Source organism: Soonwooa sp. (genome assembly GCF_030151385.1).
Lineage (GTDB): Bacteria > Bacteroidota > Bacteroidia > Flavobacteriales > Weeksellaceae > Soonwooa.
In genome coordinates this window covers 1-13,941 of record NZ_JASLDS010000036.1, presented here as the reverse complement: position 1 = coordinate 13,941, position 13,941 = coordinate 1, and the positions used below count along the sequence as shown (strand labels likewise).

12 protein-coding genes and 4 tRNA genes are annotated in these 13,941 nt (G+C 36.1%); all 16 read left to right on the top strand.

Annotation, left to right across the window (positions count from 1 at the left end):
• A partial coding sequence (locus Q1V95_RS06230; protein WP_300671749.1) for a transketolase C-terminal domain-containing protein occupies positions 1-385 on the top strand: 385 nt, incomplete at its 5' end.
• A 304-nt stretch (positions 386-689) separates the two neighbouring features.
• On the top strand, positions 690-887 hold the full coding sequence (gene rpsU / locus Q1V95_RS06225) for a 30S ribosomal protein S21 (protein ID WP_300671746.1): 198 nt from the start codon (positions 690-692) through the stop codon (positions 885-887).
• 87 nt (positions 888-974) lie between these two features.
• Positions 975-1,856 carry a tyrosine-type recombinase/integrase gene (locus Q1V95_RS06220; RefSeq protein WP_300671743.1) on the top strand — a complete coding sequence of 294 codons (882 nt, stop codon included), beginning with the start codon at positions 975-977 and terminating at the stop codon, positions 1,854-1,856.
• A 57-nt stretch (positions 1,857-1,913) separates the two neighbouring features.
• Entirely contained in the window at positions 1,914-2,204 is a 291-nt protein-coding gene (locus Q1V95_RS06215) for an HPF/RaiA family ribosome-associated protein (protein WP_079667283.1), read from the top strand.
• Positions 2,205-2,442: 238 nt separating this feature from the next.
• Positions 2,443-2,516: transfer RNA gene (locus Q1V95_RS06210), tRNA-Thr, on the top strand.
• A 15-nt stretch (positions 2,517-2,531) separates the two neighbouring features.
• Positions 2,532-2,612: transfer RNA gene (locus tag Q1V95_RS06205), tRNA-Tyr, on the top strand.
• 74 nt (positions 2,613-2,686) lie between these two features.
• A tRNA-Gly gene (locus Q1V95_RS06200) sits at positions 2,687-2,759 on the top strand.
• 48 nt (positions 2,760-2,807) lie between these two features.
• Positions 2,808-2,879 (top strand) — tRNA-Thr (locus tag Q1V95_RS06195).
• A 217-nt stretch (positions 2,880-3,096) separates the two neighbouring features.
• Positions 3,097-3,657 (top strand): hypothetical protein, encoded by a 561-nt coding sequence (locus Q1V95_RS06190; RefSeq protein WP_300671736.1) that lies wholly within the window; start codon positions 3,097-3,099, stop codon positions 3,655-3,657.
• Positions 3,658-3,899: 242 nt separating this feature from the next.
• A complete protein-coding gene (locus Q1V95_RS06185) occupies positions 3,900-4,190 on the top strand; it encodes an immunity 17 family protein (protein ID WP_300671733.1) in 291 nt (96 codons plus the stop codon).
• Positions 4,191-4,385: 195 nt separating this feature from the next.
• Positions 4,386-5,069, top strand: coding sequence for a response regulator transcription factor (locus Q1V95_RS06180; protein ID WP_300671730.1), 684 nt, complete (start codon positions 4,386-4,388; stop codon positions 5,067-5,069).
• Complete coding sequence (locus Q1V95_RS06175) at positions 5,070-6,428, top strand: histidine kinase dimerization/phospho-acceptor domain-containing protein (RefSeq protein WP_300671727.1); 1,359 nt, start codon at positions 5,070-5,072, stop codon at positions 6,426-6,428.
• A 168-nt stretch (positions 6,429-6,596) separates the two neighbouring features.
• A complete protein-coding gene (locus Q1V95_RS06170; protein ID WP_300671724.1) occupies positions 6,597-7,838 on the top strand; it encodes a TolC family protein in 1,242 nt (413 codons plus the stop codon).
• A 1-nt stretch (position 7,839) separates the two neighbouring features.
• Positions 7,840-8,925 (top strand): efflux RND transporter periplasmic adaptor subunit, encoded by a 1,086-nt coding sequence (locus Q1V95_RS06165; protein ID WP_300671722.1) that lies wholly within the window; start codon positions 7,840-7,842, stop codon positions 8,923-8,925.
• A gap of 45 nt (positions 8,926-8,970) precedes the next feature.
• Positions 8,971-12,078: a CusA/CzcA family heavy metal efflux RND transporter gene (locus Q1V95_RS06160; protein ID WP_300671719.1), complete on the top strand. Its 3,108-nt coding sequence runs from the start codon at positions 8,971-8,973 to the stop codon at positions 12,076-12,078.
• Between the two features lie 601 nt (positions 12,079-12,679).
• Positions 12,680-13,867 carry an elongation factor Tu gene (gene tuf / locus Q1V95_RS06155; protein ID WP_300671716.1) on the top strand — a complete coding sequence of 396 codons (1,188 nt, stop codon included), beginning with the start codon at positions 12,680-12,682 and terminating at the stop codon, positions 13,865-13,867.
• Positions 13,868-13,941 lie beyond the last annotated feature (74 nt).

Genomic DNA, 13,941 nt, shown 5'->3' with positions numbered 1-13,941 from the left:
AGGTAAAGACGTGACTTTGGTTTCTTTCGGTAAAATCATGAAGTTGGCGATGCAAGCAGCAGCAGATTTAGAAAAAGAAGGTATTTCTGTAGAGGTTATCGACCTTAGAACTGTTCGTCCTTTGGATTACGAAACTGTTTTAGCTTCGGTTAAAAAGACAAACAGATTGGTGATTTTAGAAGAAGCTTGGCCATTTGGATCAGTTGCTTCAGAAATTACATATATGGTTCAGCAGAAAGCTTTCGATTATTTGGATGCTCCAATTAAGAGAATTACGACGCCAGATGCGCCAGCGCCATATTCAGCAGCATTATTTGCAGAATGGTTCCCGAAACTAGAAACTGTAAAAGCTGAAATTAAAAAAGCAATGTACATCAAAGCATAAATAATTAACTCCCGATTTTATTGGGAGTTTTTTTATGGCGTTTCCCTTCGCTCGGTAACTTTTGGTGCTTGCTTCGCTACGCACCTCAAGTTCCTCGCTTGGGTCGCTACGTCCGCTACAATCTTTAGCTTGACGCTCGGACGGCTCTGCTACGCTCCGCCGCCTCGCGCCAAGCCAAAGGATTTCCGCTAACATCGCTCACGCGAGATCCGTGGATTTGATAAAAATTCTTCAAAAAAAGAAAATAAAATTTGCAGATTCAAAAAATAGTTTTATTTTTGCAACTCAAAATGAGATGTAAAATATGTTAATAATTCCAGTAAAAGACGGAGAGTCTATCGACAGAGCTTTAAAAAAGTACAAAAGAAAATTTGATAAAACAGGTGTTGTTCGTAAACTAAGAGCAAGACAACAATTTATTAAACCTTCTGTAACTAACAGACAAGCTTTAGCAAAAGCAGCTCATAAGCAAAGACTACTTAGCAAAGAAGAACAAGCTTAAGATATATTTTAGGCAACACATACACATCACTCTCGAATTCGTATATTTGAGAGTGATTTTTTGTTTTTATACCCAACCAATATTCAGATGTTAGAAAAATTCTTGGATTACATCCGTATCGAAAAACGATATTCCGCACATACCATAACATCCTATCAAAAAGACATCGAAGACTTTCTGAGCTTTTGTCTCGAAACCGAAGCCACCACAGACCTTCGTACGATTAACAAGAAAGTCGTTCGCAACTTTATCGTCTATCTTAGCGAGAAAGAGCTTAGTAAACGAAGTATCAACCGCAAGCTGTCATCTTTGCGCGGTTTTTACGTGTATTTGCTCAGAATAGGCGAAATTAAAGTCTCGCCTATGGAAAGTATTTCCTCGCTCAAATTCTATGCAGAAAAGCAACAGCCCTTTTCTTTGGACGAGATGACAACTTTACAAGAACAAGTGGAGGATAAAGCAACAATGCCTTTATTAGAAAAGTTGATTATAGAGACTTTGTACCAGACAGGCATGAGAAAGGCAGAATTGTGTAATTTGCTATTCGAGAATGTCGATTTTACAAAGTCGGAATTCAAAGTTATCGGAAAAGGAAACAAACAGCGCATTGTTCCGATTTCTAAAAAATTGCAAAAAGAACTCCAAAATTATGCCGAAGTACGATGTCCTGATGCTGAAAGTAAAACTTATTTTTTTGTCAACAAAAAGGGTAAAAAACTCGGCGAAAGATTTGTTTATTCGGTGGTAAATAAGTACCTTAGTCTTGTTACTACGAAAGAAAAGAGAAGTCCGCATATTCTTAGACATAGCTTTGCTACTCACGTTTTGAACAACGGTGCCGAAATTTCTAAAGTAAAAACACTCTTGGGACATTCTAGTCTAGCATCAACGCAGGTGTATACGAATGCTAATATAGAAGAATTGAAGAAGGTCTTTAACAAAGCGCATCCAAGGGCGCAAAAAAAATAGGAAGAATGTGATACACCGTCACATCCATAATATTAATTTTCAAAAAAAAATGTTGTTATGAAAATCACAGTTCAGGCAATGGGCTTAACGCCTCACGAACCATTAGAAGAAAGAATTGAAAACAAATTAAACAAACTAGATACGTTTTATGACAAAATTGTCGAGTGTCAAGTATTCTTGAAAGTAGAAAATACTTCCGACAAAGAAAACAAAACCACGGAGCTTATCGTAAAAATTCCGGGAGATGACATCGTTGTTAAGAAGACTTGTGCAAGCTTTGAAGAAAGCCTAGACCTTTGCGCGGACACTGCTAAGAAATTGTTAATCAAGAGAAAAGAAATGGCATAAAAAAAAGTTTGAAAAAACTTAATAAAAAATTTGGGGATTTCAATAAAACTGCGTTATATTTGCACTCGCAAAACAGAACGAAAGTTTTTTGAAATCCTCAGTTTTTATAAGGCTTTGCAAAAAGTCAGAAAAAATAAAAAATAAAAAAAACTTCAAAAAGTTTTTGGAAATTAAAAAATAAGTTTTATATTTGCAACCGCTTAACCAAAGCAAGATAAGAGTTCTTAAAATAAAAAATGCCTCCATAGCTCAGTTGGCCAGAGCACGTGATTTGTAATCTCGGGGTCGTGGGTTCGAATCCCTCTGGAGGCTCTAATAAAAAATACTGGGGAGATTCCAGAGCGGTCAAATGGGACTGACTGTAACTCAGTTGCTTCGGCTTCGCAGGTTCGAATCCTGCTCTCCCCACATTTTTATTATTTGCAAATTCAAAAATTTATTTTAAATTTGCAGCCGTTACCAACATTTTTGGAAACAAAATTGCGGAAGTAGCTCAGTTGGTAGAGCGTCAGCCTTCCAAGCTGAATGTCGCGGGTTCGACCCCCGTCTTCCGCTCAATTAAAATCACAAACCACTTTTGGAATGTGATTTTTTTTTATCCAAGCCGACATAGCTCAGGGGTAGAGCGCTTCCTTGGTAAGGAAGAGGTCGTGAGTTCAAATCTCATTGTTGGCTCTCCACACAAACCGCTTTTCCAGCGGTTTTTTTTGTTTTGCTCCTTATTCTCCATTTTATTATTTTTACTTTGTTAAGTGCCTAAAAAAATACTTTTTTCACACTATTTTCATGCAGTCGATAAATAGTGAAATTAAAAGTTAAGTTTTATATAGTAGGTATTAGAAAAATAGGTTGAGAATTAAGTGTCAAATTTGAAGGCATATTTCCTAAGAATATGAAAAAAATTATATTAGTAATATTTGTTTCACTTTTCTCGTTTAATTACGCTCAGGATAATAATATTAGCGAGTTTATAACAAATAACTCAGTTGTGCAAAAAATTGAAAACGTTATAAAGTTTGTTCAAACTTCATCTACAATAAAAGCTAATTATTATAATGATGAGCCTCTATTTGTCATTGTTGATTTTAAAGTTTCAAATATAATAATTGACAAGGAGATTCCTGCTAATACAGCCTATCAAGGAATGTTGTCGGTTTTTATTGATAATGGGAATGTTTGGGGAGATGTGTCTGGAGACAAAAATTGCTATCTTTATAAGGTGAACGAAAGTATTTATTTGATGCTTTATGTGCGAGAGCGTGACAAAAAATATATTCTTAATGAAAAATACTTCTCAAGCACATGTAAACAGCTTAAGAGAACTCAAAGTAAAATTGTGATGCCGCAAAGCATTTTTGATTACACAATTGACCAAAATGAGATTGCATATTTAATTGGCTTGAGTACTTATGATGCTTTAGAGTTTTTAAAAATAGAATTTATAGACAAGTAAAATTCTGTAGCTGATGCGAGCGTCTCGCTCGTATAACAAACAAAAACCATTTTGTTCTCTTTGGTTTTTGTGAGAGATTAAGTTTTATAATGATTATAGATTCAAAGTATAACGCTTGCACTAGATTTTTAGATTTTGCAAACATTGGTTTTGAAAAGAATGTTTTACTACAATTGAGGAATAAGCTTGAATTTATAATTAGTCAAATATAATTTCCAATAACTGAATTTAAAAAAGATAACATGGATGAAGACAAAATAAAAAGTTGGATGCATAGTAATCCTGGTGCTTTTGGTAAAATACTATCAGTGTCGTTGTTGGCTGTTGGTGTTTTTTTAGTTTTGGGTGCCATTAAAAATTGGGATTGGCTTTATGCACCAGACCGAAGTTATCAGAGTAATTGGAGTGCGGGACAAATCAGTCGTTACCTCGGACGTGCCACAGCTCGTATTATTGGTGCGGCTGTAGGTTTGCTAATTGTTATTCCAGTTGGTGCTATTATGTTTTATGCTTCGTTTATAAAAAGTCAATAATATATTATTCCTTGCAAGTACGAACATCTCGGTCATTTCCGTTATAGAATTCGGTTCTTAGAAAAAAACAGATTTTTTTGTTTGGCAAGACTATTTTGGAAGAAAGCTTTTGTAGATAGTCCATTCAAAATTCTAAATTTGCCCTAGGATTTTTTTTATGTCCGTATTTTGTTTAAATTCATAAAAAATTTTTGGATGAAAGTATTAATTCTTGAAGACGATTTGGTGTTATCTGCAGAACTCTGCAAGTTTTTGACTTCTAACGATTTCCAATGTGATAAGGTTTACGATGGTGAAGCTTTCCTAGAACAGGCAGAAGGAAAACATTACGATATTTATCTTTTAGATATTAATGTTCCGAAGATTAATGGACTCGAAGTCTGCGAAACGGTGCGTTCTCACGACAAAACGACGCCAATTATTATTCTATCTGCTTATGGCGAGTTATCGGACAAAAAGGAGGCGTATAATCGTCTAGCAGATGATTATCTTGTAAAGCCTTTCCAGTTCGAAGAATTGTTGCTTCGCATTAACTCTTTACTTCGTCGAAAAGTGCCGACAGATGCAGCTGCCGAAGATTCAATTATCATTGGGGATTTGCGAATCAACAAAACCGATCATAAAGTTTTCCGTGGCGATCAAGAAATTAGTTTGACTGTTAAAGAGTTTCAATTATTGGTTTTTTTGGCAGAGGCACAAGGCAGAACGGTTTCTAAACAGCAAATAACAGAGCAAGTTTGGGAACATAATTTCAGTACGAATACCAATACTGTTGAAGTGTATATCAATTTTTTACGCAAGAAAATTGATAAAGACTTTCCTGTAAAACTTATCCACACACGTTCCGGTTTTGGATATTATCTAAGTCTTGTACAATAGATGACGCTAAAACGGAAGATAGCTTTCAATCTCAGCTTTGCCTTTTCAATATTGTTTGGGTTGGTGATGATTGTGATCTATATTTTGTTTAATGGCTTCAGGAAAGACGAGTTTAAGGAACGGTTTAGAAAACGTCTTGATTTTACAATCAACTTTATCGAAAAGTCTAAAAATTTTGAGGAAGAAGCGCCTTTATTTTTTGACGAAAACTCTGACAATGTTTTACTTAACGAAAAGATTTTAATTTTTAATGGTAACAAAAAGCTTATCTACAGCACCATTAAAGATCAAAATGTAACTTGGGACGCCGATCTTCTCGAGCAGTTGGATCGAAAAAAAGTAATCTACGACGAAAGCACAACTCCCGAAATCTATGCGGCGGTGCTTGACATTAAAGATAATAAGTATTATATCTTGACGACAGCAGTCGATGTTAATGGAAATTCGAAATTACAATTCTTAAAGTATCTCTTAATTTTTTCTTATTGTGCGAGCGTTGTCATTTTGTGGTTCTTTTGTTATTATGTTGTGGCAAAATTCTTACAACCTTTGGAAGAGTTCAATGAGCAAGTTTCGGAGATTACCGCACATAAGTTAACGACGCAGATTCCTGAAAAAAATGCGCAGGACGAAATAAGCATCCTCACAAAATCTTTTAACACCATGATAAAACGTCTTAACGATGTTTTCCAATCGCAGAAAGATTTTACAGCCAGTGCTTCGCATGAGATCAGAACACCTTTGACGAGAATGTCTTTTCAGTTGGAGAATTTAATAAAGTTTCAGAAGCTTGATGATGAGGTTTTGCTTTCTTTAAAAAGGATACAAGCCGATGTTCGCCAATTATCAGAGTTAACCAACTCTTTATTGCTACTAACAAAGTTTGATAAAGAAAACATCAAAAGTATTTTTGAACTGATAAGAATAGACGAAGTCATTTTTGAATCGTTTGAAAGTGTTGAGAAAAGCTTTCCGAACTTTCAGATGGATTTTCAAATTTCTGATGACATTCAGGATCTTGACATTTTGGAATTACATGGTGTTAAATCATTGTTAGAAATCGTTTTTACAAATTTGCTAAAAAATGCGGCAATCTACTCGGAAGATTGCAAAGCTAATATTTACATTCGCGAAGAATCTTCGCATTTGGTTGTCGATGTTTTGTCGAAAGGAAAAACCTTAAGCAAAGAGGAGCAACAACGACTTTTTGATGCTTTTATGCGTGGCGACAACTCACTTAATACGACAGGTTCTGGTCTTGGCTTGCGTATTACACGCCGTATTCTCGAATACCACAACGCAGGCATTGTCTACACGGCAAAATCGGATAGTGAAAACCTTTTCAAGATTCGATTCTAATTTTTAATATTTATTTTCCTAAACCTCTTTTTTTGTTTATTAATATTTTGATTTGCAATGAGTTGTAGCTTGTTGTAGGTTGCGCTCTGTAATAATTTAATCATATTTTAAGTCCATTTTAAGGAGGATTTAAGTTAAATGCTGCTTTTTTGCGTAAAATATTGTGAGATGAGAAATGTTAAATATTTGTTTTTGGTGGTCGGTTCGATGTTGGGAGCGCAGCAAAAAATGACATTGGAAGAATGTGAAGCAGCATTCCGCGCGAACAATTTGCAATTGCTAGCTCAACAATATAATATCAATATGGCGGATGCCGATATTATGCAAGCTAAGATTTGGGATTTGCCACAGGCAAGTTTTGGTGCTAATGCTTATGATCCCCAAAACAAACAATTTATGCATGTTGGACAATCGAAAAATGCCACTATCCAACAGCTGATATACTTGGGTGGCAAAAAGAAAAATGAAGTTGATTTTGCAAAATCCAATAAAGAGTTAAGTCAGTTACAATTCAACCAGTTGTTGGCTGATCTTAAATCCCAAATGAAAGAAACTTATTATGCTTTATATTTTGAACAAAAAAAGCAGAAAAGCGTGCAGACTCAATTGGATTATATGGCAGACTTGCTAAAAGCCTACAAAGTCCAAACGAAAAAGGGAAATATCTCTCTGAAAGATGAAGTGCGACTGCAAGCTGTGGTTATTGGTCTTAGCAATGATAAGAATGATATCCTCAACAATATTCTACAACAACAACAAGCGCTTAAAGTTTTCACAGGTGTTGATGATCCTATTGTTGCCGATTACTCGGAGACAGAAGCGGATCAACTTATGAAAATGCAACCCTCAATTAATTTAGATGAAATCAAAAATTCGGCTTTAGAAAATAATGCAGATTATTTGGGAGCGGTTAAAGGGATTGACAATGCTAAGTCGATGCTAAAATGGCAAAAATCTTTGAATATTCCAGATTTGACGGTTGGCGCGGGATGGAATCAAAACGGAGGTATCTTCCAAAACGAAATTAATTTTTCAGTGGGGATTCCTATTCCATTATGGAAGCAAAATAATGGTAATGTAAAGAAAGCCGAATACCAGATTCAACAAAATGAAAAAACGGTGGATATGAAGAAGCAAGGTCTTATAACGCAAATTGACGCAGCTTATCAGACTTGGCAAAATCAATATGACCTTTATTATAAAATCGAACCCCAAGATGCTGCTGATTTAGAAACGGTATATCAAGGTATTCTGAGCAACTTTAGAAAAGGCAATATTAGCTTAATAGAGTTCACGGATTTTACAGATAGCTACAAGGAAACGGTGTTGCGTATTTTGGAGATGAAAAAACAAATTATGATTTCGGCAGAAGAAATCAACCATATAACTCAAACTAAAATTTTCTATTAACATGAAAACGACAATTTTATATATAATGACAGCTATGGCTCTTGTTGCTTGTAGTAAAGAAGCGCCTAAGAAACAAGAAGTCGTGACAAAAGGTTATGAAATTAGCAATGAGATGTTAAAATCAACAACTTTTGCCGAAGCTCGTAAAGAGTACATCAAAGATCAAATGAGCTTCTTTGGAAAAATCTCTGCGGACAAAAATAGTTATATCGATATCTATCCTTTGGTAGGCGGAAATGTATTAACCGTGAATGCGGAGCTGGGAGATTATGTACACAAAGGGCAAGTTTTGGCAACCATCCGAAGTACCGAAGTTGCAGGTTTTCAAAAAGATCTTAATGATGCGCGAAATGATCTTGCAGTTGCTAAGAATAACTTGCGCGTTGCCCAAGAAATGTATGAGGGAAAACTAAATACAAATAGTGATGTCTTGACAGCAAGAAGCGAAATGAACAAAGCGGAAGATAATCTACGAAGAGCACAAGCGGTAAGTCAGGTTTATAATGTGAGAAACGGAAACATCTATTCGGTGGTGGCACCTATCAATGGTTATGTCGTGCAAAAGAATATTAATAAAGATATGCAGCTTCGTAGTGACAGAACAGATAATATTTTTGATGTTGCCAATACAAAAGATGTTTGGGCGATTATGAATATCAACGAATCTGATATTGATAAAATTAGTCTTGGGATGAAGGCTGAAGTTTCGACATTGTCTTATCCTGACAAATTATTCTACGGTAAGATTGATAAGATTTTTAAAATTATTGATCCACAAACCAACTCGATGCAGGCGCGTGTGGTGCTAGATAACACAGAAGGATTGTTGGTACCCGAAAGTAAGGCGACTATCAAAGTGGAAAATACACTTGATAAAACCTCAATTGCAATTCCATCAAAGTCTGTGATTTTTGATAATAACAGATATTTTGTAGTTGTATACAAATCGAGATCAGATGTTAAAATCAGAGAAATAAGAATTCTGAAGCAAAGTGGTGATACAACTTATGTTGAAGATGGTCTTATGGATGGTGAAAAAGTTGTGGCTACCAACCAGTTGTTAATCTATCAATCGATGAACAATTAATAGGTTGTTAGTCCATGTATTCCACAACTATTAATAATTAAAGTGATGAATAAAATCATAAAAAATATTATAGGCTTCTCTCTTAAGAATAAGGTTTTTACGTTTTTCTTAGTTGGAGTTTTGACTTTGGGAGGTTTCTTCTCATATCAGTCCATGGCGATTGATGCTTTTCCAGATGTTACCAATACGCAGATTACCATTATTTCTCAATGGCCTGGACGAAGCGCTGAGGAAGTCGAGAGATTGGTAACGACGCCAATTGAAATTGCAATGCAACCGCTTCAGAAAAAACTGAATGTACGAAGCCAAACAATGTTTGGACTTTCAGTTGTTAAAATCATTTTTGATGACGATGTTGATGATCCTTTTGCGAGAAATCAGGTTAATAACCTATTGCGAAGTGTTAGTCTTCCTGATGGTGTTGATCCTGATGTACAACCACCTTATGGACCAACGGGAGAGATTTACCGTTATATCATAAAAAGTAAAGATCATAACTCGCGAGATTTGCAAACTTTGCAGAATTGGGTTATCGATCGTAACCTTCGAGGCGTGCCTGGCGTTGCAGATATCAATACTTTTGGTGGCGTTACCAAAGCTTACAATGTTAACCTCGATCCTCGTTCACTAGAAAAATATGGCATTACTTCGGCTCAGGTTTACCAAGCAGTTAATGGTAGTAACGTGAATGTTGGAGGGGACATCATCGAGAAGAATAACCAAGCATTTGTGGTAAGAGGTTTGGGCTTGCTTAATTCTGTTTCGGATATCGAAAATATTATTATCACGACTTTTAACGGAAATCCAGTTTTGGTAAAGAATGTTGCTAATGTCAGCATCGGAGGACTTCCTCGTTTTGGGCAAGCTGGTTATGATGATGTTAATAACGATGTTGTTGTTGGGATCGTTGTGATGCGAAAAGGTGAGAACCCTACAGAAGTACTAGGACGTCTGAAAGCAAAAGTCGACGAACTTAATAAAAAAATATTACCTAAAGGTGTAGAAATCCAGTGTATCTACGACCGTCAAAATCTAATCGATTATTGTACACATACCATTTCGCATAACCTTGTAGAAGGAATTGTGCTGGTAACTGTTATGGTTATTATTTTCATGGCCAACTGGCGTACAACGGTTATTGTGTCGATTATTATCCCACTTTCTTTATTGTTTGCGTTCTTATGTCTTAAGTTAAAAGGCCTCGAAGCGAATCTATTATCATTAGGTGCAATCGATTTTGGAATTATTATCGATGGTGCCGTCGTCATGGTCGAGGGAATATTCGTTATGCTGGATCATAGGGCAATGAAGATGGGAATGGAGCGCTTTAACAAAGCTTCCAAAGGTGGATGGATCAAAGGAACAGCTTCTGAGATAGGAAAGAATATTTTCTTTGCCCAATTAATCATCATCATGGCGCTGATTCCTATTTTCTCTTTTCAGAAGGTTGAAGGGAAGATGTTTAGTCCTTTGGCTTATACATTTGGATTTGCCTTGCTAGGGTCTTTGATATTTACTTTGACTTTGGTGCCAGTGATGTGTCATTTGTTATTAAAAAAGAATATCGTCGAAAAGCGAAATCCTTTTGTGGAATTTTGGAACAGCCTTGTACAACGCGCTCTTAAGTGGACATTCCAAAACAAGAAGCTGACAACAATTATAAGTTTGGCAATTTTGGTGACAACTTTGATTTCGTTCAAATTTATGGGAACCGAGTTTTTACCACAATTAAATGAGGGCTCTTTGTGGGTGACAGCAAATTTACCAATGAGTAGCTCGCAGGAATACAGTGTGCAAATGGCGGAAGTTTTGTCAAAAGATATTCGATCATTTCCAGAGGTTCGACATGTGGTTTTTATGGAGGGACGTACTAATGACGGTACAGACCCGAATGGATTTAACTTTATTCAGTTTCAAGTTGATCTAAAACCAAAAGACGAATGGCACCGCAGTATGGACGACATTATCCAAGATGTTGATAAGAAATTAAAAACGCATCAAGGTATTTTGTACAATTATGCGCAGCCTATTTCCGATAACGTTGCCGAAGCTGCCGCTGGTATTAAGGCAAATAATGCTATTAAAATCTATGGACCAGATCTTAATAGATTGGATAAACTTGCAGAACAGGCGCTTAATTCTATTAAAGATGTAGATGGTGTTGCCGATGTTGGTATTCTTAAAAATGTGGGTCAGCCAGAGGTTAATGTTATCCTTGACAGAAATAAAATGGCAATGTTTGGCGTCCAAGAGTCCGATGCGCAAGCGAGTTTGCAAATGGCAGTTGGAGGTGTTGTAGGGACGGAGTTGTATGAAGGTGATATGAAGTTTGATGTCAGAGTTCGATATGACAAAGATTATCGTAAAGATATGGATGACATCGGGAATCTAATGGTGCCAACAACGGATGGGACTTCAAAAGTGCCGTTGCGTCAGATTTCCACGATTGGGATGAAGACTGGTGCAGCTTTCGTTTACCGTGATGAGATGAAACGTTATATCGGTATCAAGTTTTCGGTGCGTGATCGCGATTTGGGAAGTACGATTTCGGATGCTCAAAAAGAATTCCATCAAAAAGTTGAACTTCCAGAAGGTTACAGCGATGTGTGGACAGGGGAGTTCGAAAACCAACAACGTGCAAGTAAAAGATTGGCGCAAGTTGTACCAATGAGTATTGCTGGGATTTTCATTCTTTTATTCATCATGTTTGGAACGATTAAAGATTCGTTGCTGGTTTTAGCAAATGTTCCTTTTGCACTTGTCGGTGGTATTTTGGCATTATTCGCAACACATATGAATTTTGGTATCTCTGCCGGAGTAGGTTTTATTGCTCTTTTCGGAATCTGTATTCAGAATGGTGTTATCCTAAATTCTGAGTTTCATAAGAATCTACAGATGGGTAAATCCTTGGCGCAATCACTTATCGATGGTGTCCATGCCAGAACAAGACCTGTTATTATGACAGCTTTAATTGCGATTATTGGTTTATTTCCTGCTGCGATTTCAACTGGAATTGGATCAGAATCGCAAAAGCCATTAGCAATTGTAATTATTGGAGGACTTATGACCTCTACGATTGTTACATTGGTTGTTTCTCCAATTTTCTTCTGGTATTTTAACCGTAAAAAGGAAGAAGAAGCAATAACCGAGTAAAAAATTTCATTTCTCTCTTTATAGCGAATGTCTCAGAGTTATTTTAATTCTGGGGCATTTTTTTTAAATTAAATACAGAAGCTTTCTGGAATTTATTTAAGTCAAGAATTTATTTAGTGTTAAATTGATTTAACTACGAATCTATTTTAAGTTTAGTTAAGCTTGTTTTGAAGTTGGCTTTTTTAAGTTTTCTAGACTTTCTACGGTTTTTGAATTCCTTTTATTTCGTAATAGGCTAGGTTATTCTTTTGTTTGATAACCGTGGTTTTAGTTTTAATTTTAAATCAATTATTTTGAAAGAAAGAAGTAATATTGTCGAAAACCTTTATTAGAGCACGATAATGGGATTATAAATGATTTCTTATTTGTCGTTTTAGGTTAAACTTAAACTTAAAAAAAGCTTAATCTTTCGAATAAATGCGAAGTAATTAATAATAAGTTTTCGAAAGTGAATTTTTTTTGTAAATTTGCATCTGAAAAATAAATAGGTCTTAATGTTGGTGAATTTTTAAAAAAAATATCAAAAAATATTTTGGTATTAAAAAAATCACTATATTTGCACACCTAAAAATTGAATTGTAAATAATTAAATATTAAAGTCATGGCAAAGGAAACGTTTAATCGTAACAAACCCCACTTGAACATTGGTACTATTGGTCACGTTGACCATGGTAAAACTACTTTAACTGCTGCGATCAGTAAAGTATTAGCTGATAAAGGTCTTGCTGAGAAAAGAGATTTCTCTGCGATTGACTCTGCACCAGAAGAAAAAGAAAGAGGTATTACTATCAATACTTCACACATTGAATACGAAACTGAAAACCGTCACTATGCTCACGTTGACTGTCCAGGTCACGCTGATTATGTTAAGAACATGGTAACTGGTGCTGCTCAAATGGATGGAGCAATCTTAGTATGTGCTGCAACAGATGGTCCAATGCCTCAAACTAGAGAGCATATCCTTCTTTGTCGTCAGGTTAACGTTCCTAGAATCGTGGTATTCATGAACAAAGTTGACATGGTTGACGATGCTGAGCTTTTAGAGCTTGTTGAATTAGAATTAAGAGACTTATTGTCTACTTACGAATATGATGGTGATAACTCTCCAGTTATCCAAGGTTCTGCTCTAGGTGCACTTAACGGTGAGCCAAAATGGGTTGCAACTGTAGATGAATTAATGGATGCTGTTGATACTTGGATCGAGCAACCACAAAGAGATCAAGATAAGCCATTCTTGATGCCAATCGAAGACGTATTCTCTATTACAGGTAGAGGTACTGTAGCAACTGGTAGAATCGAGGCTGGTGTTATCAATACTGGTGATCCAGTTGATATCGTTGGTATGGGTGATGAAAAATTGACTTCTACTATTACAGGGGTTGAGATGTTCAGAAAGATCCTAGATAGAGGTGAAGCTGGTGATAACGTAGGTCTATTGTTGAGAGGTATTGAAAAAACTGACATCAAGAGAGGTATGGTAATCGCTAAGAAAGATTCAGTAACACCACATAAAAAATTCAAAGCAGAGGTTTATATCCTTTCTAAAGAAGAAGGTGGTCGCCACACTCCATTCCACAACAAATACCGTCCACAGTTCTATGTAAGAACTACTGACGTAACTGGTGAAATCTTCTTGCCAGAAGGTGTAGAAATGGTAATGCCAGGTGACAACTTGACCATCACTGTAGAATTGCTTCAGCCAATCGCTCTTAACGTAGGTCTTAGATTTGCGATCAGAGAAGGAGGTAGAACAGTAGGTTCTGGTCAGGTTACTGAAATCATCGACTAATCATCGATAAAAATAAATAAAGCTTCCGGAAGGAAACTTCTCGGAAGCTTTTATATTATCTACGGGCATCGTCC